We start from the raw sequence: 23626 nt of genomic DNA, 5'->3' as shown, positions 1-23626 counted from the left end.
CATGTCATGTTCGACTGAGGTCGAACGGGTCCTGTGGCTTCCCGCGACAAACGGGCGGCCTTGCTCATTTATGGTTTGTGGTAAAGTAGGAGGCGGCCTTAGCTGCGTTGCAGAACAGGGGAGCTGTTTTACTGCGTGCGACCGAGGCCGCCTCCATTCCGCTAGAACATCACCCAGAAGATGATGTAGCCCGCTGCCATGGAGGCCATCCCGCCGAGAAGCGCGAGGTAGGGCAGCATTCCAGCTCGCGTGGGGGGAAGCTCAGTCTGGCCCTCGGGCAGCAGGTCGGCGAGCATGTCGGGCGGGAACTTGCCCTTGTCGACGACGTAGTGCCGGTACCAGAAGAGCGGCGTGGAGATGAAGGCGGCAGCCAGTCCGAGGAAGAGGATGTGGTTGCCCCACAGGTTGGCGCCGACTCCGATCAGGAACGCATTGACGTATGCCAGCCCCGTGCCCGCCACCATCAGCCAGTTCGGCGCGCGATACGGCCGCTTGGCATTCGGATTGTCGAGCCTGTGAATCCAGCCCGCGTTCAGGTTGAGATAGTGGAACAGCACGTAGTTCACCGCCGAAACCGCCATCACGAACATGTAGTCGGACATCAGAAGCAGGATCGCGTTGAACCCGAGGTCTGCCCACATGGCGCGCGTGGGCACGCCATTCTCGTTGAGCTTGTCGAGCCACTTCGGCATCCAGCCGTCATGCGCGCCCTGGTAAAGCGTGCGGGACGAACCGGCCATCGCCGTCATGATCGCGAGGAACAGCGTGAAGGTCAGCATCACCACCAGAAGCTTGGCGATGAACTCGCTTGCACCCACCATGCTGGCCAGCGCGACGCCCACACCTTCGCCGGATTCGATGCCGGGCGAACGCATGTAGTCGACGCCGAGCACGCCCTGGAAGACAAACGGCACGAGCGAGTAGAGAAGCACACCGAGCACGCCCGACCAGATGATCGCCTTGGCGCCGTCACCCTGGGGGTTCTTCATTTCGCTCATGTAGCAGACGGCGTTTTCTGCCGCATACGCTGCCCATGCCGCGAGGAAGAGACCGCCAATGAAGAGACGCCACCCTTCGAGATTCCATTCGCCGTTGAGAGGAACGAACGGAGTGAAGTTGTCCATGTCGATTCCGCCGGTGAACAGCGGAATGAGCGTGACGAACAGCAGCGGAATAATGCCGCCCAACGTAAGGATGATCTGAACGCGCGCTGTTTTCGCAATGCCCGTGTGCTGAATGCTCCACACGGCCACCATCAGCACGGTGCCTACGATGAACTGCGTGTTGATGCGTATCGAGAGATCTTCTTTCAGGAAGTTCAAATCGAGCAGCGTCAACTTCCACGTATTGAGGACGTGATCAGGCGGCAGAAAGATCGAGAGCAGATACCCGGATCCCAATCCCGAACCGATGGCGAGAATGGGACTCCATGCGAGCCAGTTCGACCAGACCGACATGGGGGCGATAATGCGACTGTGGCGAACCCACGCGGTGGCGCCATAGACGGCCGTGCCGCCGGATTTGTTCGGATGCATGGCGGCGATTTCGGCGTAGCTGAAGATCGCTACAAAACCGATCATCACCGAGATGAACCAGACGAGGGGCGAGATCGTGCCTGTGACGGCTGAAATGCCGCCGAGGCTGAACATCACGAGAGCGGGCGAACCTGCGGCGATGAAGACCACCTGCCACCAATTCACGTCGCGTCGCATTCTCTGGGTGTCCGCACCAGATTGATAGGACACCCCTAGGGCTTCAGCTTTTCCATACTCCATTGTCGGTCCTCCCAGGGTCCGATGAATGGAATCAAAAGTCGGCTTGCATGCCCCCCGTTTGCCGATTTATCGGTCATTCTTTATGCAAGCCGACCTTGATTACCTCCCGTTGCTATCAAGTATTATTAGTCGATTAGTTAGTTCATTCGCGCGGAAAGGACCTAGCCTTCCAACTCTAGCAAATGATTTTCGAGGATCTGGGACTTGTAATCCCAAGGGCCGTTGATGCCCTCAAGCTGCAAGTACCATTCCGCCGTCTGCACCAGCACCTCGGCCGCGATTGTCCCACACACTTGGCCTGCGAGGACATTCACGCCGTACCGGGCAGCTTCGGCTTTCAGCAGATTGTAGATGCGGTGCAACGGCGTCTTGAGCGGGTTGCTCACTTCGCAAGACACGATCGTGACCGCCTTGCCCGTCCGCCGATGCGTGTTCGGCAACCCGATCACACCCTGGATGTTCGTGAATCCGCCGGTCTTTCCGCGCACGTAGCTTGCAAGCTTCCGGGCGATGGCAAGATCCGTCGTATCGAGAACCACGTTGAAATACGCGTCATGCTCATCGAGCGCGCCGACGATGGTTGCGCCTGCCGTCGGATGCATCTTCGCCGGGCCGAGATCCGGCGCCCGATCGGGATCCTTCTCGATCACGTCGCGGAGACCTTCGTAATTGCCCTTACGGATCGCGGTCAGTCCCTCGCGGTCCGGCCGGCGTGCGTTCTTTCCGGTGAAGAAAATCGGAACGCCATGGCGCTTGAAAAGCTCCTTGCCGAGATCTTCGGCAAACGCGACGCACTCCTCGATGGTGATGTCCTTAGCAGGGTAGATCTCGATGGTATCGACCGCACCGATACGCGGATGGCGCCCGTGCTGCTTCTCCATGTCGATGAGCTCGTACGCCTTCGCAGCAGATGCCAGGATCGCCTCCCTCACGGCCTCCGGCCGACCCAGCACCTCGACCGGCAAGCGATCGAAATCTGCGTCGGGCTCATAGCCGATGAGCTTAACCCCTTTTTTGTCCCGGAAGGGAGCTACGATCTGCTCGATCACCTCCTTGCGGGTGCCATCGCTGAAGTTCGGGTCCGATAGGATATACTGGGCCATGAGCGTCCTCCTGAAGTGCGGTCCCGGTTCGGCATGGCCATCCGGGATGCGTTACGGTGCTCCACGACGTCCGTGGTCACTCCCTGCGAAGGGGTCAAGCAAGCATCGGGGTAGGTTTAGCCTACCCACTTGGGTAGACGCTCCTATCCGAACGGGCAGCTTGACGTCCCACCCTCACGGTATCCCCGAATTTAAATTAATCAAGCGATTAATTATTATGCGCTGCGCCAATTCGTGTTTGCAATGCGAGACGTCGAAGCCCGGCGGCGCGTTCGAACACACGAAAATGGCCACATCGTCCGCGCACATATTGCTCCCCGGAACGCACTTCGAAGAAGCATCGCAGCGCGGGAGTTTCCGCAGCAGCGGGGAAAGGGCCCATGGCTGAAGTCACCCCCGCGCGACTTAGCAAAGACGAGGTCAATCGCCTCATTCATTTCATCAATCTTAGGTTTGCTACCGCACGGAATACCTGCCCGAAAAGCCCGCCACCGGCCTCTCCTGATCGGCCCGCACAGTCCGCTCGGCGCGAGTGAACCTTGGGGACGCAGGCTGACAATCACGGCACGCGCAATGCGAGCATCCCGGACGTTGTGCAATGCGATCCCTGATGCGCCGCAGCCCCACAGAAAAAGCTTTGGACGCGTGCCTCCTGCGGCTATCCGAGGCGGCAAATTTCGCGCCCGATGGCTATGGCACGGTCAAAGCGCGTGCTACGTTGACGAAAGGAGGACAACGTCGGCCTCTGACTTATCGGGCAGCGCCGCTCGATCTAGCGACTTCGCTCATAAACACGAAACGGTGCGTGAGCTTTTCGCGCCGATCCATACGCATCTCTCCGGATGCGGACACTAATTAATCTGTCAATTTAATGCTGAGCTAGGTATCGATGGCGGGCAAGAAGAAAGAAACCGAGCCAAAACTAGGGCGGAGACGCGCAAGTACTGCAGGTCCGGGAGCAGAAGATCTTGCACGTATTGCGCTTGATCTATTCGCGGAGCGGCACTTCTCGTCCGTGACCATCAAGGACATTGGCCACGCCGCTAACGTCAACAGCGCCATGATCTACTACCACTACAAAGACAAGCTCGCACTCTTCAACGCCGCCATCAACAGTACGATCAACGAGGCCTTCCGGCACTTCGCCGAACATTGCGATAACGAGAAACACGACAATGCCGTCTCGGCGATCAATGAGTGGTTCAACGTCCACGTGACGCTCCACAAGCGCCTGCGCAACGTGATCAAGATTAGCCTGGATTGCAGCGGGCCCGAGTTTGCCGAGGCGCGCGGCTCGATCAAGCGCTTCTACAATCACGAGAACGAGATCCTGCGGAAGTTCATCCGCGACGGCATCCGGACAGGCATTTTCCGCGACGTGGAGCCGGCCACCACGGCCACGATGATCTCGGCCTTTCTCGACGGCGTCCTCGCACGCTCTCTCATCCTCAAGGATTTTGACATGCTCAAAACCGTCGAGGAATTCAAGCGCACGCTATGGCAACATCTCGGATACGAAGCCGCTCACCGAAAATCCGCAAGGGTGGCCCGTTCGGATCTGGCCAACAGAAAATCCGCATAACGCACCGGCAAGGTGCCGTCTTGGCGGATCGATCCGACGCTGCTCGTCCCGGCATGGGCGCGTTTCGTCTATCAGTGCAATTTTTCCCCGCGTCCGGATCCTGCCGGACGTTGTCTGCGCCACGGCGTCGGCTGCCCGTTGTTTGAAGCGGCGACACATGCCCACGCTCGCTATTTAAGGAACGCCCGGAAGCGCGTCAGCGAGTAGGCAAACAATGCAGCTCCGATCAGAAACAGCATCAGGAGCTGAGGCCAGACAACATCCACCCCCGCTCCACGGAACAGAACGGCTTGCGACAGCATGACGAAATGGGTATTCGGCGCGAAGAACATGATGTTCTGCACGATGTCGGGCATGCTTTCGCGCGGGGTCGACGCTCCGGAGAGAACTTGCAGCGGCAAGAGGACAAGCATCAAAAGCAAGCCGAACTGCGGCATCGATCCTGCGACGGTAGCCAGAAAAATACCGAGAGACGTCGTGGCAAACAGCAGAAGTGCTGTACCGAAGAAGAAAAGAAGCACCGAGCCTTGAAGCGGCACGTGCAAAAGCCCCTGCGCGATGACGAGCAGGGAAAAGGTCGAGGACAAGAGCACAACGAACCCCATTGACCACACCTTGCTGATCATGATTTCCAGCGGCGTGACCGGCATGACGAGCAGATGCTCGATCGTTCCATGCTCGCGCTCGCGAATGAGGGCCGCACCTGCCAGGATGATCGAGAGCATGGTAATGCTGTTGATGATGCTGGTAATCGATCCAAACCAGCCTTTGTTGAGCTCGGGGTTGAATCGTGACCGGAGGCTAAGCTCCACCGGAAGCGCGACCTCACCCCTGTAACGCTGCAAAAACTCGCGGATCTCTCCCGAGACGATGCTCTGAACATAGCCGCCCCCCGTGAACGCCTGCGACATGCGCGTTGCATCGACGTTGAGCTGGATCACGGGAGCTTTCGCGGCCAGAAGGTCGCGCTGGAAATTGGGAGGAATATTGAGCGCGAATGTGTCGAGGCCGTTATCCATGCGCCGATCCATTTCGGCCACGTCGATCATCGACGGCGTGATGAAATACGGCGGATAGAACGAATTCGCGATCCGTCCCGACAGCGGCGACTGATCCTCGTCGACGATGGCGATCGTGGCGCGATTGAGCGTTTCGGGGATAGAGGTTGCGGACGTATAGACTGAAACCGTGAACGAAAAGACGATCAAGACAAGCATCACCGGGTCGCGAAGAAGACCTCGCAGCTCCTTGATGCCAAGTTGATAGATATTCGCCCACGACACCGCTCAGCTCTCCTGCTTCTTGAGGAGAAGCGTGCCGATCGCGATTAAAACCGGAACGGTCAGCGCGAGAGGAACGAGCGAACTCGTAAGTTCCGCAAAGCCGAGCCCCTTCGAGAACACGCCGCGCGAGATGGTCATGAAGTAAGTGGTAGGGTAGAGCTTGGCAATGATGGCGCCAGCCCCTTCAAGCGACGACACCGGATCGACGAGACCCGAGAACTGCACGGCGGGGAGGAGCGTCAGAAGAGATGTCGCAAAAATCGCGGCAAGCTGGCTTTTCATGAACGCCGAAATCACAAGCCCAAGCGCCGTTGCCGCCGAGACATAAAAAAATGCCGCGAGGGTGAACACCAGGAAGCTCCCCGTGAACGGCACCCCGAACGCGAAGACGGCGAACGCGGCGAGGATAAAGAAATTCAGCATAGCGAGCGCTATGTAAGGCAATTGCTTGCCGAGCAGGAATTCGAGCTTGGTCACAGGTGTCACGTAGAGGTTCGTGATAGAGCCCAGCTCTTTCTCGCGCACGACGCAAAGTGCCGCGAGCATCGCCGGGATCAGCATCAGAAGCAGCGGAATAACCGCAGGCACCATGGCGACGAGGCTTTTTACGTCCGGGTTGTAGCGATAGCGGATTTCGAGACCGAAATCGCCGAGCGTGGCGCCACGGCCGAGCGCTTCCCGCGCCCGTGCAGACACCCACGCGGCGTGCATTCCCTGCACGTATCCGCTCACGGTCTCGGCGCGTTGGGGATTGGAACCGTCGATCCAGCCGCCGATCTGAACCCCCTTTCCGCGCATCACGTCCCGCCCGAAACCGGGTGGAATTTCCAGCGCCACATTCAGCGCGCCGCTGCGCATGCGCCTGTCCATGTCCTGATAGTCTCGCAGCGGCGGCTGCTCGACGAAATAGCGGGACCCGGAAATTTCGAGCACATAGTCCCGGCTAACGCTGCTGTCGTCACGGTCGAGAACGGCGAACGTCAGATCCTCGACATCCATGCTGATGCCGAAACCAATAACGAACAGCAGAATAAGTGTCCCCAGCATCGCCATCGTCGCGCGGATAGGATCGCGCTTGAGTTCCACAGTCTCGCGCTGCGCATAGCTGAACATCCGCCGCGGGTTGAACAACCGGCGAGACGCGGCGCTCGCGGCATGCGCGCCTCGCACATCGGAATGCGGCATGGGTTCTGTGCGCTGCTCGGGCTGCGGCCCGATCGCGTCTTCCAGAAACGCCACGAACGCTTCTTCCAGATTTGCCGCACCCCGGGCCTCTATCAGAGAGCGCGGCGTGTCGCTCACGAGCACCTTTCCGGCATGCATGAGCGAAATGCGGTCGCAGAGTTCCGCCTCGTTCATGAAATGGGTGGAGACGAAAATCGTGACGCCGTCCTTACGCGAGAGCTCGGCCAGGATATGCCAGAATTCGTCGCGTGCTATGGGATCGACGCCGGACGTCGGCTCGTCGAGAATGAGAATGTCCGGCCCGTGGATCATTGCAACGGCAAGGGACAAGCGCTGGCGAACGCCAAGCGGCAGGGAGGTGGGCAAAGTGTCCATGACGCCGGAAAGATCGAAGCGGCGGGCCATATCCGCAACCCGGTCCAGGATCGCATCTTCCGGCATATTGAAAAGGCGTGCGTGCAGATAGAGGTTCTGCGAGACGGTAAGCTCGCTGTAGAGCGAGAAAGCCTGGCTCATGTAGCCCACGCGTTTGCGCACGGCCATGTCTCGGGGATCGACCTCATGACCGAAGAGCTTCGCCGAACCCTCGCTCGCGGGAAGAAGGCCAGTCAACATCTTCATCGTCGTCGTCTTGCCGCAGCCGTTCGAGCCCAGGAAGCCGAAAATCTCGCCACGCGGAATAGAGAAAGTCACGTTGTCGACGGCTGTGAAATCGCCGAAGCGCATGGTGAGGTTTTGCGCTTCGATCGCGTAATCCTCGCCGTTTTCGGCAGGAGGCGGCGGAATCTCGACCTTGCGGTGATCCTTGCGCTCCTCTTCCGGCAGCATGGCGATGAAGGCATCGTCGAGATTGTCCGTTCCCGTTTGCGCGAGCAGCTCGGCAGGCGTCCCCGTCGCCAGGATCTTGCCCGCGTTCATCGCGACGAGCCAATCGTAGCGCGCAGCTTCCTCCATGTAAGCCGTCGCCACGATGACGCTCATGCCCGGCCTGCTGGCGCGGATGCGGTCGATCAGCTCCCAGAACTGGCGTCGCGAAAGCGGGTCGACGCCGGTCGTCGGCTCGTCGAGAATGAGAAGATCGGGATCGTGGATCAGCGCGCAGCAGAGGCCGAGTTTCTGCTTCATGCCGCCAGACAGCTTTCCCGCCGGGCGGTCGCGAAACGGTGTAAGGCCGGTGCTGTCCAGGAGAACGGCGATGCGCGCTTCGCGCTCGGCACGGTCTTGTCCGAAGAGGCGCCCAAAAAAGTCGACGTTCTCGAAGATCGAGAGCGTGTGGTAAAGGTTTTTTCCAAGTCCTTGCGGCATGTAGGCGATGCGGGGACAGACATCGCCGCGGTGCCGCGCTTCGCGCATGTCCCCACCAAGGACGCTCAGCCGCCCCTCCTGCATCTTGCGCGCACCCGCGATGAGTGAGAGCAGGCTGGATTTTCCCACGCCGTCGGGTCCGATCAGTCCGACCATTCGGCCCGACGGAATGTCGAGCGAAAGATCGTCGATGGCCTTCACCATCCCATAGGTGAGACGGAGGTTCTCGAAATGGACGACGGGAGCTGAGCGTTCACCTGTCATCGTGACGTTACTGCACGACGTTTGATGCAAGATGAGGGGGCCAGGCAACGTTCTGGTCCAACCGGACGTAAGCCATGCCTGGAAGGCCGGTCTTCACCTGCGTGAGATATTTGAGCAGCAGATCTTGGGGGATGTGAGCACGCACCCGGAACATCAGCTTGAGGCGCTCATCCTCCGTCTCCACAGCTTTGGGCGTGAACTGCGCCACATCCGACACGAACGACACCGAAGCCGGGATCACGAGATGCGGCGCCGCATCCAGAACGAGACGTACGTCCGCTCCGAGCGGAACGCGCCCAGCTTCCTGCGTGGGCAGGAAGAAGGTCATGTAAACGTCCGACACGTCGATCATGTTGAGGACGCGGCCACCGCTCGAAAGCACTTCCCCGGCCTGGGCGACACGGAATTGGACGCGCCCGTCGCGCGGCGAGGTCAGCGTGCTGTCTTCGATGTCCGCATCCAGGCTTTCTATAGCCGCCTTCGCCGCTTCGACGGCAGCTTCCGCGTCGATGACCTGCGCCTTGGCCGCTCCGATTGCGGCGTCGGACGCAGCAAGCGCAGCCCGCGACGCGGCGAGCGCCGCTTTCGCGCGTCGTTGGGAGGCTCGGTCGTCATCCAGCACCTGCTGAGAGACGTTGTTGTTGCGGACGAGATGCTCGGAGCGTGCAAGCTTGCTCTCGGCTGCGTCGAGTTCCGCCTGGCGTTGCTCGATGACAGCCTCGGCAGACGAACGCTCGGCTTGCCGTTGCGCCACCAGGCTGCCAGCCGTATCGATTGCGATCTTTGCGCGGCGCAGCTGAGCTTCGGCTTCGCGCCTTCGCGCGACGAACTGGGCGATGTCCATATGCGCCAGCGGCTGACCGGCGCGGACGAAGTCCCCTTCGCGCACGAGCACGTCTTTCAGTCGCCCCGCCGTCTTGGCCGCAATGTCGATTTCGACAGCCTCAAGCCGGCCGTTTCCGCTGGCAAAGCCCTCAGGCAGGCCCGTATCCGTGGCCTTCTGCCAGACAACGTAGCCGATTGCCACCGCGGCCACGACGGCCAACGCAATCAGCCGATCTCGGTGTTCAAACTTCATTTCCGGTCCTTTTGTGCACAGCGTAGCGATAAAGTCATCGTCACCCTTCCCGATCCTTGTCTTTGCTCAAAGGCGGTAACTTTCTCTGGCCTGCCGGCTCATGACCCTACGGAGATGAAACCTGAGATGATGCACGCGTTGATGATATCGATAAAGAAGCCACGCACGAGCGGCACAATGATGAAGGCGCAATCTGCCGCACCGTAGTGGTGCTGATCGAGCGTACGGGCGCACTCGGCGTACAAGGCAGCACGGAGTTGCTCTGGGGACCGGAAATTTCGCCCGTCCCATGTCCCCTCATTTCGGAACGAAAAATACCGAATGCAGATGAGCGACATCGAAGCGAGCGGCGACAAGATCCAGATCGCGCCGATGCGATATCTGCAAAAGAGTAAGCGGAACGGTGCCGTCGATGGGCGTCTGAGCGGCACCCGTGAGTTGCTGCACACCCTACGGATGGGGCACAATTGGCGTGGCAGAGTTTTGAGCGTATTCACGCGATAATCGGACGCCTACAGTTGGACGCGACGAGAAGGGCACCTCCTTATGACCCAGAGTTCCACACCCCAATCATGCTGCATCGTCGGTGCGGGCCCTGCAGGCATGATGCTGGGCTTTCTCCTGGCGCGTGCAGGCGTGCCAACGACGGTGATCGAAAAGCACACGGATTTTCTGCGGGATTTTCGCGGCGATACCATTCATCCCTCCACGCTCGAAGCCTTTCACGAACTGGGACTTCTCGACGAGTTCCTGGCGCTTCCCCATCAGCAGGCCCCACAGCTCCATGCCGAGATCAACGGCACACAGACCACCATCGCTGACTTTTCGCGACTTCCGACCCGGTGCAAGTTCATCGCGTTCATGCCTCAATGGGACTTTCTGAATTTCCTTGCCGAAAAGGCAAATGCCTTGCCGTGTTTCGAGTTGCGCATGGGAGCGACGTTTGCAGGTCTCGTGCGCCAGGGCGAGCGCGTTGCCGGCGCGCGGGTCGTGGACAGCGTGGGTCGGGAGGACATCCTCGAAGCAGACCTGGTCGTTGGTGCCGACGGCCGGGACTCGCGCGTTCGGCGCGACGTTGGACTTGAGGTCGAAGACCTCGGAGCCTCTGTCGATGTGTTGTGGATGAGGCTCTCTCGCCCCCCCGACGACACCGTCCAAGGCATGAGTCACGGCGGACCGAACCAAGGCCTGATCCTGATTGATCGCGGCGATTTTTGGCAATGCGGATATGTCATCCGCAAGGGTGGTTTTTCTGAAACGAAAGCCGCCGGATTACCGGCACTCCGCGCCAAGCTCGCCGCCGTGGCGCCGTTGCCCAGCAAGCGTTTCGACGAAATCGAAGATTGGGATCAGGTCCATCTTCTGAGCGTCCGCATGGACCGCCTGAAGACATGGTGGGCGCCCGGCGTCCTGTGCATCGGAGACGCCGCACATGCCATGTCCCCGGTGGGAGGTGTCGGCGTCAATCTCGCGATCCAGGATGCGGTGGCAGCCGCCAACATTCTCGCAGCACCCCTACTTCGCGGCACGCTGACGGACGCACACTTGCAGGCCGTCCAAAAGCGCCGCGAGTTTCCGACGAAGGCGACCCAGAAGGTTCAGCTCATGATGCGCAGCAAGCGCAAAACGGGCGACGAAACCAAGAAAAGCGGGCCACCCGCCTTCCTTCGCATGATTGGCCGCTCCAGGATCCTGCCGCACGTAACCGGGCGGCTGATCGGTCTCGGCTTCCGGCCGGAGCACGTGAAACGCTAGAAGCTTTACGTTTATGATGGAAACGATGCCTCCCCCTCACCCGGCGCGTCATGACGGAGCCATGCTTCGCATGGACGGGGAGAGGGACAGGGTGAGGGGGCGCAGCACGCGGTTCCGTCTAAGTCAGAACGGCTCTAGCCCGATCTGCGCATCGTCGCCTGTGCCGTCCTCACGGCCCCGCGTCTCCCTCCGGAACGTAGATGAGACGCCCATCCGGAAGTCTGTATGTTATTCCGGCACGAACACCCTGCCCCTCGCCGATCTCCCCTGACGTTTCGTATTGCGTCAGATCCTCACCGTCCTTGATCGTGATACGCATGTCGTCCTCACCCGGGTTCTCGACCACCACGACATTCTTGTTCGCAAAGGGATTGAGCGGGTTCTGCACGATGACGATCATCAGGATCGCAATGACCACAAGGAAGACGTCGATGAGGTTGACGACGGAGAGCAGCGGATCGTCGCCGTCGCTTTGATCGAGAAAACGCCTGCGCATCACCGCGCCTCCGGTCCGCGTTCGATCGCGCGGAGATCCTGAAGCAACCAGCGGCGCCGGATCGTCAGGATCGTGAACGCGATGGCCGCGCTCAGGAGCGCGAGGATGACGGCGGAGAATGCGACGACGAGGTTTTCCCCGACGCCCTTCGCATTGTTGCTGGTCAACGCCAACAGCGCAGGACCCATGGGGATCATGGTCGCGATGAGACCCAGCATCGGGGCGCTGCGCGATACGATCCTCAACCATTCGAGATCGTGCAGGATCCAGATCTCAAGATCGTCGCTCGTCGCGCCGTTTGCGGCCTGAAAAGCAGCGAGGCGCGAGCGGTAGCTGCCACGCCACCGCTGCCATGCCTCAGCGAGGAACCTGCCGAGAGCCACAAAAGCGTAAGCGAGCCCCGCCAGGATGAGACACAGCACGGGCATCAGAAACAACCGCGCAAGCTCGTAAAGCCACTGCTCCAGACCCGTCATTCTGCTGCTCCCGATAACGTCTGACGACGGTTGGAAATGATTTGCGCGAGCACACCGGCCAGAATGCACAACAGAACGGCAACGAGCCCGATCCACAGCGAGAGAGGAGCGTCCGCATCCCGAGCGGCTGCGGCTTCTTGCAGAAGAGGTCCGCTGACCTGCTCGCCTGCTTGCTCGGAAGACGCCCGCTGTGGATCGACCGTTTCAGATTTGTCTATCCCGTATTGTACGGCGAGTGCTGAGACATAGGATCTGGTCGCCGCCTCTCCGACGCTTACATCGTGCTGCTCGCTGAGCGCGTCCCAGCGCTCGACAAGCTCCTTGCGCGTGGCTTCACTCGCGTCCCAGTAGCCTTTACGAATGGCTTCGATCAGGCGTTCGATGATCTGGCCCTGTGCCGTGGGATTGTGCTCCTCGAACCAGTCCCTGAGGCCAAGCTCGCGGATGTCGTTCACGAAGGTATCGTGCAGCAGCTGCCATTGATCGGCGCGGACGGTCGATGGCGCCGTGACCTGCCACCCCCAAAGATTGTTGGTGGCATTGAGAAGCTCAAGCGTGCCGGCATAGCCCTCCTGCTGCATGGCGGAAATCCAGTAGGGATTGAGCGCGCGCGTGCGGACCTCGTCTGCGAGATGGCGGGCGGCCGACGCGACACGGGACGTCGTCTCACGAAGATCTGCGATGTAGAGGGATGGGTCGCGCCCGTCGAGATGGCGAATGGCGAGCGCAAGACCGCCGAGGTATTCGAAGGGATGGTCGGTCGAGAGCAGACCATTGAGCTGCGACGAGCGGGAAAGCACCGCGGCCTCGGTGCCCTTGAGCTGCTCGGCAAAGAGATTGATGTCACCGACATCGAGGCCCCAGTCCTTCGCGCCATAGGCATATTTGAGTCGCGAAAGGAAGGAGTCCGCGAGGGGAGCGCTGCTCTCCCAATCCGTAGAGCGCAACGTGGCGTCCGGAAGGTCGGTGCCGTAGTCGCCGGGTGCGTTGCTGAAGATCCGCAGCGCCGCCAGCCTCCGAGCCTCGCCGGGCGCATATCCTAACGCAACAAGTTTATGGGCAACCGTCTCGCTGCGCGCTGCAATTGGATTGCCCGCCGCCTCCGTCGCAGCAAGCTTATCGATCGCTTCGGCCAGGAGGCGCATGAACCCGTCGAACTGATCGCGATAGACGCTCGTGACCTGTAGCACGCTGTCGATGCGTGGTCGCCCAAGCTCCGCTGCGGGGATGATGTCGAGCGCGACCACGCGTCCGGCTTCGTTCCACACCGGCCTCAGCCCCAGCGCGTGCAGGACTTGCGCTTCGAGTACGCCAAGATGGCGCATGCTTTCGGTGGCCCAGAGACTGAATGCAAGCTGCGTCGGCGCGGCGCCGTCATGCTCTTGCCGGTAGCTTTCGACCAGCTTGGTCAGCATCTCGCCGCCCGCTTCGTAAGCCGCGCGGGTCGGCACCCTGTCCGGCTCGAATCCGAAAAGATTGCGCCCACTCGGAACATCGGGATTGCGTATCGGGTCCCCACCCGCGCCCGGCGCAACGAAGCGCCCCTCCAGGGCACTCATGAGGGCCGGGATCTCGTCCGTGTCGGACAGATGACGATCGAGATCGGCGGCACGCACGAGATCGGCGCGCAGGTCCGGATCGCTCACCTCAGAAAGAGGGGCGCCATCGCGCACATACCGCTGCAAAAGGCGATAGGGCGAACTTTCGCGAAGCGCCGCGGCGTCGCCCGCAAAAACCGTATCGAGGTCCGATCCAGCGCGGCGATGAAACGGCGCACCGAGCTGTTGCATGACGGTCGTCAGCCGATGATCGGCCGCCGCAGGAACGCCGAACGTGTGCAGACCAAGCGGCATCGCGTGCCGTGACAAGGCGTGGATGTGATCTTGCAACAGCGGCACAAAGGCCGCGAAGTCCGCCTCGATGCGTTCTTCGCTCCAGTCCATGTCGCGATGAAGGTTGGCAGAGACGACAGCATCCCGCAGCGTGGCGCCGGTGCGGTCGCGTACGGGCCCGTCGTCGAGCTGCGCATATTCCTCGATCCAACCCTTGAGATCGCGAAGCTCGTCGTAAAGGCCGGCAGGAGCAAACGGCGGCGTCTGATGACTGACGGTCACGGCACGTCCCCGGCGTTTCGCCTGAATGGCCTCTGCGACGTTGTCTTGAATGTAGGGATAGATCACCGGCAGATCGCCCACAGCCAGAAAAGGATAGTCGCTCGCCGCCAGCCCGCGATCCTTGCCCGGTGTCCATTCCTGCGTGCCGTGCGTGCCTAAATGGATCAGAGCGTCGGCCGAAAAAACCTCGCGGACGAAAAGATACGCGGCGAAGTAGGCGTGGCCAGGCGCCTGATGCAGATCGTGATAGCTCTCGCCAGGGCGGCCGCTCCGCGGAAGCTGCGGCATGACGATCAGCTTGCCAAGCTTAAGGCGCGGGATGACGAAGTGCGCCTCTCCCGCCACCTGCGTGACGAAGGGGTCTTGATCGGGGTCGCCCCACCGCTCGGCAAGCTCCGCGCGCCGGCTCGGCGGCAGTGTGTCGAGCCAGCGACGGTACTTGGCAACAGGAACGCTTTCGGCAAGCCCTTTCGCCAGCAGATCCGCAAGACTTTCCGGACGATAGACGCCCTCCAGCATGCGTTGAGCGGCGCGAATGAGTTCGGCTTCCGTGTGCTTAGGCACGTCGTAGCCTGCCGACGCGAGCGCCTCGATGAGCTTCTCAAGACTTTTGGGAACATTGAGATGCGATGCGGACAGGTTCTTCTCGCCCGGCGGGTAATTCCAGAACATCAGCGCAATGCGCTTCGCATGTGCCGGTTTGCGGCGCAGGGCCGCCAGTCGCGCAATCTTCGCAACAAGAGCCTCGACCTGAGTGGGTATGGGGGTCGGTGCGCCGTTCTCGACGGCGTCGACGACCATCGGATCGCTGATCCCCCATGTTTCAGGCAGCGCGAGAAAGGGCGCAACGAAGGGCTGAGGGATGCCGCTTTGTGCGGCGTCCCAATGATTCCCGTCGCCGTTGCGATAGTTGATGGTCTGCAGCACGGGAACGCCGAGCTTAAGAAACTCCTCCGCGCGCCGAGGGCCGTTCTGCAGATGGGTCGCGATGACGAGAACGTCGATCTTCGCCGATCCGACTGCGCGCTCAAGCGCGTCCTCGGGTGCGGGTTCGAACCAGAAGACAAACGGCAAAAGACCTCGCGCCTCACTCGCGTGCACGAGCGCGTCGATCGCCTGCGTTTCCATACTCGACACAAGGCCGCGGTGAATGATGATCCCCACGCGCGGCGCGTTCGGCTTCCAGCGCTCCCTTCCCCACGCCAAGTAATCATCCGGCGACGCAAACGGATGCGGGGCGGCAGGATGATAAAAACCGACCGGCGAAACAGCAGCGGGCTTAGGAGCGGCGTGCGTATCCTGGGTGTCCGTACCCCATGCGGAGATGGCCGCAAAAAGCGTTCGGGCATTCTCCTCGCCCCCGCTGGCATAAAAGCCGATCCATGCGCGGGCACGATCTTCCGGGATATTACCGAACGCAGGCGGACCGCCCCCGATACGAATCCAGGGAACCTGCGACGCGCGCAGCGCCGCCCCGACACGCTGCTCCACCTTGGCCAGATCCATCGGCCGCGGTGTATCGAGGATCACGAGATCGATGTCCTTGATCCACTCCTTCGCCTCACCCATTCCGCTCTCGACGTAGATGTGGTCGAGCTTAAGATCGGCTTGCGCCGCAATCGCGCTCAGCTTTTCCAGCTTTCCCGACAGCACGAACGTATCGGTGATGATGCGAACATGGCGCGTGGGCGCAGAGGATGCACCCACACCGGGATCGGCCAGGGCCGGATGCGCCTGTGCCATCAACCCGGCAGCGACGATCAAAAACAATATGGCGCGCGCGCCCGGCATCATTCCAATCTCTCTTCCTAAGGTAACGGGCGCGCACCGAGGCCGACCCTGCCGACAAAAAAACGGGCCCGGCCAGATGGGAGGTACGGCCGGGCCCACGGACGATCATGCGTGAGGTGTCGAGCGGCACCTCCGCGTCGTCCATCAAAAGCGCGTGGTGATGCCGCCATAGACGGCGCGACCGTCACCTGGCCGCACGAAAGGCGAAGCGACGAGCGGCGCGAACGGCGATCCACCGCTCCTCAGAACCGTCGGCGTCGCGGCGAAATCCGCTACGTAGGCTTCGTCCGTCAGATTATGGCCCTCGATGAAGGCCGACCAAGACTTGTCGGGCGATTGCCATCCGATCTTCGCGCCGAGCAGCGTGTAATCGGGAACGACAAAGGCGTCACCCCCGGAGCCATCGAACGTGGTCCGCCGCTCGCCCATGTAACGCATGTTCACCGACGTGAAGAAGCCGGACGCGTGCTGGTAGCCGAGTTCCGCGTACACTTGGTGTTCCGGGATGACCGGCAGGCGCTCGTCGCCAAACACCGCGTCTCCATCGAAACGGAAGTCCGCGTAGTTCCAGACGAAGTTCGTGAAGATACTGTCTCCGCGATCCAGAACATCGATGAACGGCACCGCCTGGACACCGACTTCGATCCCGTTGTGAACGGTCCTGTCCGCATTGAAGGCGACGGTATTGCTCGACGAGCAGACAGGCGAGGCGCACTTCGTCAGAATCTCGTCGCGGAGCCGCATATGATAGAGCGTCACATCGTACTTGAAGCGCTCCCAGCCGCCGCGCGTGCCGATCTCCCACGTCCACGCCGATTGCGCGTCAAGCTCCGGAGCAGCCGCGCCGTAGACCGAGAACATGTTCGCAAAGTCAGCCCCGCTCGGCACCTCGTAGCTGCGCGTGACGTTGGCGAACAGGAAATGATGGCGCGCATGCTCCCAATTCATCCCCACCTTGGGATTGAGAGCTCCGAAATCGCGATCGTATTCCAATGGCGCTGCGCCCCGCCCCGGCTGAGGAGGGTTGTGATACTGCGGCGGAGGCCCCATCGGGTTCGTCGGCGCGACCGCGCCGCCCGCATACCCATCGTCCAGGATGCGCGTCGTATACACGCCCTGCAAACCAGTGAAGAGCCGCACGCGCGGTAAGATTTCGATCGCGCTCTCCGCGTAGCTTTCCACGAGCCAGGATCCGAAGTCCCAATCGTAGAGCTGCAGTCCCTTGTCCCGGCCCTGGTTCGCGTGCCGGAAGCGATCGAAGTCGCCGGTCGTGTATCCAACCCGGACGCCGGCGACAAGCTCGGTGGGCAAGCCCGCAATGCGCGTCTGATGCTCGACGCGGCCCGACACGCCAAAGTCTTGCCACGCGTAGTCGATGATCCCCGCCATCGGAACCGGCAGGTGATGAAGCGTGGTGTTCAGGAAGTAACCGCCGAGCTCGTACGTCGTGTCACCGTCGCGAATGGTCGTACGGTTGGCGATCCGCTGGTAATCGAAATCGAGGTGGGAGTTATAGGCGGTGCCCCAGCTCGGAATGCCCCGGCGATTAGTCTCAAGGCTGCTCAACGGGATCGAATCGCCCATGTTCATGTTGGTCTGCCCGATTGCAAAGAACGTCCGCGACTCGACGTTTGCATTCGGGCGCCAACCGATGTTCCCGCTGAACCGATAGTTCTCTTCTTCGGTGTGCCTCACATAGCCGTCGTTCTTCAGCCACGATCCTTGAAGGTACCAGTCGAAAGCCCCGTCCGAGCCGCCGTGCTCAAGTTGGGTTCGCATATGGCCGAAGCTGCCGCCGGATAAAGTGACCGCGGTGCCGGGTGCCGTGATCCCGGTCTTGGATACGAAATTGAGCGCACCGCCTGTTGCGAGGGCACCGTAACGCAGGCTGTTTCCGCCCCGATAGACTTCGAGATAGTCGGCAGCGTTGACATCGAGAAGCTGATTGGTGAGGCCCGCTTCGGTGCGCCCGACCGGGAAACCATCGAGATACGCACGTATCCCGCGGCCGTTCCGGCTGCCATCCGATCCGATATCGCTGCCCCGCATAGAGATGAACGCGCTTGAACCCGCGCCCCGCTCCGTCACGAACACGCCGGGGACGGTCGCGAGAACGTCACCCGCATTGACGAGGCGCCCAGGCTCTCTATCGGCAACAGGCACCACGACTTCCGCCCCGGGCCTGCGAAGAAAGCGCTGCTGCTGCACCTCCATCGGAGGCGGATTTGCGCTTACGGCTTCTGCGGCGATAGCGGAGAGACCGGAAGACGCGCCGTCCGGCGAACCTGTCGCGGCGCCGCCTCGCCGAGGCGTTGCGGGCGCCACCACAATGCCTTCCAACAGCACGGTTTCCTGTCCGGACTGCTCGTCGGCGACTTGCGCCGGTGCAGCCTCGGCATAAACCCCCACCGCCGCCACAGCGACGTACACGCTCGCTCGAAATCTCATCGGCAATCCCCGTTTCGGATGTTATAATATCCGACATGGCGGATATTATCCGCGCAAACGGTTTCGTCAAGACGGCTCGCCGTCCCAAAGCGCGCGCCGGCATCCCTTATGTCGGCGGACCGCTCGCATGTCTGCGTCGTGCAAAACCACACAGCGGGAGCGCGCATCGTCACTTCCAACGCGTCCTCCTCCAGAAGCGAGATCGCCGGACATCGATTGCTCGTGACGACGGTGTCGACTTAGCGGTCTGCTTGCGCCGGCCCCTGCTCGTTTCTGGCTTGCTCGAACCAATTGAGAACGCGCGCGCGATGCGCTTCGCCCCAAACCTCGACGAACCGCCGCGTCCTCGAATGATCCGCGTGGGAAAGCTCGGCAATCCTTGCATTGAGGAACGCAGGCGTTATCTCGATGCCGCACGCGACCTCGATACAATGTCGCCAATCTTCATAGGTCTTGAGAGGTCTTTCGCTCATGCCTGATCGTCCTTTCCGATGATGGATGCATCCCGGCGAGGCGCATGCACCTCCTCATCCGCAATAATAATGCCGACGCTCTTTCAGCCCGCCGTCTTGCAGCCTGAACAGAGGCCGTGCAGTTCCAGCGTGGTCGCTGTCAGCGCAAAACCTTCCGTGTCGGACCATTTGCGAAGCGCACTTTGAACGGTGGGCACGGCGAACTCTGCAACCGAGCCGCATGCGTCACAGATCGCAAACCCGGCAGCCGGCCCTACGTCGGGGTTCTGGAAAGCGGTAAAGGCGTTCAACGATTCAAGCTTGTGCGCGTGTCCCGCCTTGATGAGCTTGTCCAACGCCCGATAGACGGTCTGAGGCGCGAGCCGGGTCTGTCCCTTCAGAGCAGCCGTGATTTCATAGGCGCTTAGCGGTCGCGCTTCTCGTTTCATGACGGCGAGAACGAGCTGTTCGTACTCAGCTCCACGAAGCCTCTTTCTGGATCCGTCCATCCCGCATGTCCTCCAGAGCGACGAAGGGACTTGACGGATGTTATAACATCCGTCACGAATTCGTCAATGCTTGGAGATCGATGCATGGTTTCGGAACTCGTGGCTCACTTGAAGAAATCGACGATGTGCAGCGATACGCGCCTGCCCGTCACCGTGCTTTCGCGCTGCTTGAGCGTCGAAAAAACGACCATGCTCAATCATGTCGATCCCAGCGCACGGACCGCTCTTCCTGATGCCCATCTCACGTGGGTTTGTGAAGCAGCCTAAGGATGAGCGAACTGTTCAAAAAGCTACAGCGCAGTTCCGCCTCGTGCATGCGGCGAACGGTAACGAGTCGTTCGCCGTCCGTGCTGCGGCGTTGGAACGACCCCGCGATCGAAGCCGCCGTGTGGGCGCGCTGCTGGACGCCGGACGCCGTTTGCTCCCTGGATCGTTTTCCCTGCGCCGACATGCCCACTGTCGTGTTCAGAACCTCCGCAGCGGAAGCGGAGATCGATGTGTCAACGGCCTTGAGCGAGGCGGCCGAGCATCTGGAAAGCTGTGCCTGCGCACTTGGGGCACTTGCGCTCGACATCGAAAGCTTGATCGTCCGCTTTTCTCGCGTGACGGGCGCCAACGATGTGGAGGTCACGCTTGAGGCGACATGCGATGACGCCCCAACGCCTTTTCGCGTCGCACTGGCGCGATCCTGTTTGCTGACGACCTACGTCGGAGCGACTCCCGAATGGGTGCCGCATACCCATGTGGTGCAGGCCGTTCAGATGCAACGGCGCTACAGCGGACCGCGTTTCCAGATGCCGCGGTTCGGCGTGAGCATCGTGCGCGGCATGCGCTCGGGGGCCGGCGCCCTCGTCTATCGCTCTCCCGCCAACTCTCCGGGAACGCCCGGCCGCTTATCCCTGCAGCTCACAGAGATCGAGCGATGAACCTCTTAGTGCTCACGATCGACAGAGCTCCGCTTTCCACCAAAGGAACACCCTGAATGGACCTCCACATTTCCCGCCTCCAAACGAGCCAGCGCAAGCGTCCAAGTCGCGATGTGGCAGAAGCGGCCGTGCGCACGCTGATCGAATGGGCCGGCGACGATCCCGACCGCGAAGGCCTCCTCGGCACACCGGATCGCGTCGTCCGCGCCTATGAGGAGTTCTATGCCGGATACGCAGAAGATCCGGTCGCGATCCTCAAACGCACGTTCGAGGAAACCGCCGGTTACGACGAGATCGTCATGCTGCGCGATATTCGTCTCGAATCGCACTGCGAGCATCACATGGTTCCGATCATCGGCCGCGCCCATGTTGCATATCTGCCTGAAGGACGCGTCGTCGGTATTTCGAAACTTGCCCGCCTCGTCGAGATCTACGCGAAGCGCCTCCAGATCCAGGAGGTCCTCACCGCGCAGATCGCCGATACGATCAACGAGGTTCTGAAGCCTAAGGGCGTGGCCGTCCTCATCGAGGCCGCGCACCAGTGCATGACGACACGCGGGATCAAGAAGCCCAGCGTCGTCACGATCACCAGCCGCATGACGGGATGTTTCCGCACCGACGCGTCAACCCGCGCGGAATTCATGGGGATGCTCAACGCACGGCCTCTCGACGCGATTTAAGCCGCAGAACCTCGACAATTCAGGAAACGTGGAGACCCCATGCTAATGAAGCTGGCGGGCAGGATGCTCTGTGACCCGTCGCAGAACCTGAACGGCGTCGCCCAGGACGATGCGATGTGGGCATAAGCAGGCATTGAGCTTTATGGGAAAATGGCTGGCTTAACGGGAGAAATTTCAAGCTCCACAAAGCCCGCAGGGCTCGGGAGCAACGCGACCCGCGGCGCGCGCCGCGCCCCCGCGGAGCGCCAGCACACCTGCAAGGTGCGCGAACAGGCGCGTGAGCGATAAAAATGGCTGGCTTAACGGGAGAAATTTCAAACTCCCCACAAAGCCCGCAGGGCTCGGGAGCAACGCGACCCGCGGCGAGTGCCGCGCCCCCGCGGAGCGCCAGCGCACCTGCAAGGTGCGCGAACAGGCGCGTGAGCGATAAAATGGCGGGCCTGACGGGACTAGATTTGAACACTTTAGCGGATGAACTAGCCGAGTTCACAAGGATGTTGAAGTCCGGGAACGTGGCCACTCTTCCTGAGCCATAGTGGATATTCGGTGCCTTTTGATTGAACCGCTAGCGCAAGTCCAGTTCGGCGAACTTCTCTTCCGCCCAGCCTTGCCCGGTACGCATGGCATTGTGGCACCATGCCGAAACCAAAAGCACCATCCACGTGCGTGATCGCGCTGCGTTGCTCACCTGAGCAGCGGGCGGAGCTTACGCGCCGGGCGGCAGGGCGGGGGATTGGGGTGTTTCTCCGGGCAGCGCTGTTCCCTGCCAATGACAATTCTCCCCTTCTGCGGCAGCCGCGACAGCCCTCGAAAGACAATGTGGCGCTGGCAAAGGGGCTTTTGCAGCTCGGCCAGATCGCAACGAACTTGCGGGATCAAGCCCGCACCGCGGAGCTGGCCGGCACGTTGCCGGAAGATGAGCGCCCGCTTGAAGATATCCGGCAGCAGCTTGCGGCGATAAAAACCCTGCTCATGAAGGGCCTTGGCGTCCGGGAAAGGTAAGGCCCGGATGATCCTGAAGGCTTCGCAACGCGGCGGCGGAAAGCAGCTTGCGCTTCATCTCCTGAATGCACGCGACAACGAGCACGTAGAAGTGCACGAAATCCGGGGCTTTGCCTCTGACGATGTTGTGGGCGCGCTGAAAGAAGCTCACGCGACAAGCCGGGGCACCAAATGCAGGCAGTTCCTGTTTTCCGTCTCGCTGAGTCCGCCACCGCAGGAGCGTGTAGCCAATGAAGTGTTTGAAGACGCTATCCAGCGGATCGAGGAGAACAATAACCTCAAGGGCCAGCCGCGCATCGTCTTATTCCATGAAAAGGAAGGCCGCAGACACGCCCATGCTGTCTGGAGCCGGATCGATGCCGAAACCATGACAGCGCGCACTCTTTCCCACTTCAAGCTCAAGCTGCGGGACATCTCGCGCGAGCTATATCTGGAAAATGACTGGAAGATGCCACGCGGGCTGATGAACAGCCGCGAGGCCGATCCGCGCAATTTCTCTCTGGCGGAATGGCAGCAGGCCAAGCGCTTGGGGCGCGATGCCCGCGATCTCAAAGCCATGATGCAGGAGTGCTGGGCGGCTTCCGACTCCCATGCTGCCTTTGCGCAGGCGCTGAAAGCGCGCGGCTTTACGCTGGCAAAAGGGGATCGGCGCGGTCACGTGGCTTTGTCACCAGAGGGCGAGATGTTCTCCGTTGCCCGCATGGTGGGTAAGAAAGCCAAGGAGGTGCGCGCGCGTCTGGGCGATCCCGAAACCCTGCCGGATGTGCATCAGGTCAAGGCGCAGATCGCCAAGGATTTATCGGCGACCTTCAAACGTCATATGCGCGAGGCAGACGAACAGAAGCGCCGCGATCTCGCGCCGCTGGAATCCCGGCGGCAGGTCATGGTTCAGGCGCAGCAGCAGGAGCGCGCCCGGCTTATAGCCAGCCAGCAAGAGCGCTGGCGGGCGGAAACTACCGAACGGCAAAGCCGCTTTCGCAGCGGTGTGCGCGCCATCTGGGATCGCCTCAGCGGCAGACACGCCGAAATCCGCAAAACAAACGAGCGCGAGGCCTACGCTTCTCTCGCCCGCGACCGTGAGCAGCGCCAGCTTCTGATCTTTGCCCAGATGCAAGACCGGCAGGCCCTGCAGGCAGATATCAAGGCCATGCGTGACCGTCACGCCGCCCTGCTGAACGACTTGCGGCACGATCAGCAGCAGGCTCGGCAGATTGCGCGCCCTGAGGCGGGAAAAGAAGTGCCTCGGTCATTCCGGCCCCCTACCATGGATGAGCGCCTCCAACGGCTGCGGGAAGGGAAGGCCCCATCCAAGGCCGGACGAAATCGCGATTTCGATCACGAGCGCTAATACTGCCACCGAAAAGCCAGCTCAGCGATGCAGCAAATGCAAGCGTAACAATCC

At 61.1% G+C, this 23626-nt stretch carries 18 protein-coding genes; 7 read left to right on the top strand and 11 right to left on the bottom strand.

Features of this window, described 5'->3' with window-relative positions; all coding sequences use genetic code 11:
- Positions 1-161: 161 nt before the first annotated feature.
- Complete coding sequence (locus W911_RS06055) at positions 162-1712, bottom strand: trimethylamine N-oxide permease (protein ID WP_023786641.1); 1551 nt, start codon at positions 1710-1712, stop codon at positions 162-164.
- 224 nt (positions 1713-1936) lie between these two features.
- A complete protein-coding gene (gene ftcD, locus W911_RS06050) occupies positions 1937-2878 on the bottom strand; it encodes a glutamate formimidoyltransferase (protein WP_023786640.1) in 942 nt (313 codons plus the stop codon).
- Positions 2879-3767: 889 nt separating this feature from the next.
- Between ftcD and W911_RS06045 the strand changes: the two genes are divergently transcribed.
- Complete coding sequence (locus W911_RS06045) at positions 3768-4460, top strand: TetR/AcrR family transcriptional regulator (RefSeq protein WP_041316359.1); 693 nt, start codon at positions 3768-3770, stop codon at positions 4458-4460.
- Positions 4461-4630: 170 nt separating this feature from the next.
- On the opposite strand, the gene W911_RS06040 is transcribed toward W911_RS06045, so the two are convergent.
- From W911_RS06040 to W911_RS06030, 3 genes are read right to left on the bottom strand one after another with little or no spacing between them, the layout of a single operon-like run.
- The gene (locus tag W911_RS06040; protein WP_023786638.1) at positions 4631-5743 is read right to left on the bottom strand and encodes an ABC transporter permease; all 1113 of its coding nucleotides are present in this window, start codon (positions 5741-5743) and stop codon (positions 4631-4633) included.
- A gap of 3 nt (positions 5744-5746) precedes the next feature.
- Positions 5747-8497 (bottom strand): ribosome-associated ATPase/putative transporter RbbA, encoded by a 2751-nt coding sequence (gene rbbA, locus W911_RS06035; protein WP_023786637.1) that lies wholly within the window; start codon positions 8495-8497, stop codon positions 5747-5749.
- 7 nt (positions 8498-8504) lie between these two features.
- Positions 8505-9575: an HlyD family secretion protein gene (locus W911_RS06030; protein WP_023786636.1), complete on the bottom strand. Its 1071-nt coding sequence runs from the start codon at positions 9573-9575 to the stop codon at positions 8505-8507.
- 327 nt (positions 9576-9902) lie between these two features.
- On the opposite strand from W911_RS06030, the gene W911_RS18310 reads away from it, so the two are divergent.
- Both W911_RS18310 and W911_RS06020 read left to right on the top strand, forming a co-directional pair.
- On the top strand, positions 9903-10079 hold the full coding sequence (locus tag W911_RS18310; RefSeq protein WP_158412838.1) for a hypothetical protein: 177 nt from the start codon (positions 9903-9905) through the stop codon (positions 10077-10079).
- Between the two features lie 42 nt (positions 10080-10121).
- Positions 10122-11330 carry an FAD-dependent oxidoreductase gene (locus W911_RS06020; RefSeq protein ID WP_023786633.1) on the top strand — a complete coding sequence of 403 codons (1209 nt, stop codon included), beginning with the start codon at positions 10122-10124 and terminating at the stop codon, positions 11328-11330.
- A 169-nt stretch (positions 11331-11499) separates the two neighbouring features.
- Here the strand turns inward: W911_RS06020 and W911_RS06015 are convergent, their stop codons facing one another.
- The 6 genes from W911_RS06015 to W911_RS05990 all read right to left on the bottom strand — a co-directional run bounded on the left by W911_RS06015 (position 11500) and on the right by W911_RS05990 (position 19616).
- Positions 11500-11826 carry a DUF2149 domain-containing protein gene (locus W911_RS06015; RefSeq protein ID WP_023786632.1) on the bottom strand — a complete coding sequence of 109 codons (327 nt, stop codon included), beginning with the start codon at positions 11824-11826 and terminating at the stop codon, positions 11500-11502.
- Positions 11826-12302, bottom strand: coding sequence for a MotA/TolQ/ExbB proton channel family protein (locus tag W911_RS06010; RefSeq protein ID WP_023786631.1), 477 nt, complete (start codon positions 12300-12302; stop codon positions 11826-11828). The genes W911_RS06015 and W911_RS06010 overlap by 1 nt, the downstream gene beginning before the upstream one ends.
- Positions 12299-16210, bottom strand: a complete 3912-nt coding sequence (gene cobN, locus W911_RS06005; RefSeq protein WP_023786630.1) for a cobaltochelatase subunit CobN — start codon at positions 16208-16210, stop codon at positions 12299-12301. Before cobN ends, W911_RS06010 begins: the two co-directional genes overlap by 4 nt.
- A 141-nt stretch (positions 16211-16351) precedes the next feature.
- A complete protein-coding gene (locus W911_RS06000) occupies positions 16352-18655 on the bottom strand; it encodes a TonB-dependent receptor family protein (protein ID WP_023786629.1) in 2304 nt (767 codons plus the stop codon).
- A gap of 239 nt (positions 18656-18894) precedes the next feature.
- Positions 18895-19128 (bottom strand): hypothetical protein, encoded by a 234-nt coding sequence (locus tag W911_RS05995; protein ID WP_023786628.1) that lies wholly within the window; start codon positions 19126-19128, stop codon positions 18895-18897.
- 83 nt (positions 19129-19211) lie between these two features.
- Positions 19212-19616, bottom strand: coding sequence for a Fur family transcriptional regulator (locus tag W911_RS05990; RefSeq protein ID WP_023786627.1), 405 nt, complete (start codon positions 19614-19616; stop codon positions 19212-19214).
- A gap of 269 nt (positions 19617-19885) precedes the next feature.
- Here W911_RS05990 and W911_RS05985 point away from each other — a divergent pair, with 269 nt between their 5' ends.
- From W911_RS05985 to W911_RS05970, 4 genes are all read left to right on the top strand, one after another.
- A complete protein-coding gene (locus tag W911_RS05985) occupies positions 19886-20542 on the top strand; it encodes a DUF1826 domain-containing protein (protein WP_023786626.1) in 657 nt (218 codons plus the stop codon).
- 56 nt (positions 20543-20598) lie between these two features.
- The gene (gene folE / locus W911_RS05980; RefSeq protein ID WP_023786625.1) at positions 20599-21222 is read left to right on the top strand and encodes a GTP cyclohydrolase I FolE; all 624 of its coding nucleotides are present in this window, start codon (positions 20599-20601) and stop codon (positions 21220-21222) included.
- Positions 21223-22041: 819 nt separating this feature from the next.
- Entirely contained in the window at positions 22042-22224 is a 183-nt protein-coding gene (locus W911_RS05975; protein ID WP_023786624.1) for a hypothetical protein, read from the top strand.
- 7 nt (positions 22225-22231) lie between these two features.
- Entirely contained in the window at positions 22232-23572 is a 1341-nt protein-coding gene (locus W911_RS05970) for a relaxase/mobilization nuclease domain-containing protein (RefSeq protein ID WP_023786623.1), read from the top strand.
- Positions 23573-23626: the final 54 nt, after the last annotated feature.

The organism is Hyphomicrobium nitrativorans NL23 (assembly GCF_000503895.1).
GTDB classification, from domain to species: Bacteria; Pseudomonadota; Alphaproteobacteria; order Rhizobiales; family Hyphomicrobiaceae; genus Hyphomicrobium_C; species Hyphomicrobium_C nitrativorans.
This window is presented reverse-complemented; position numbering and strand designations above follow the sequence as displayed.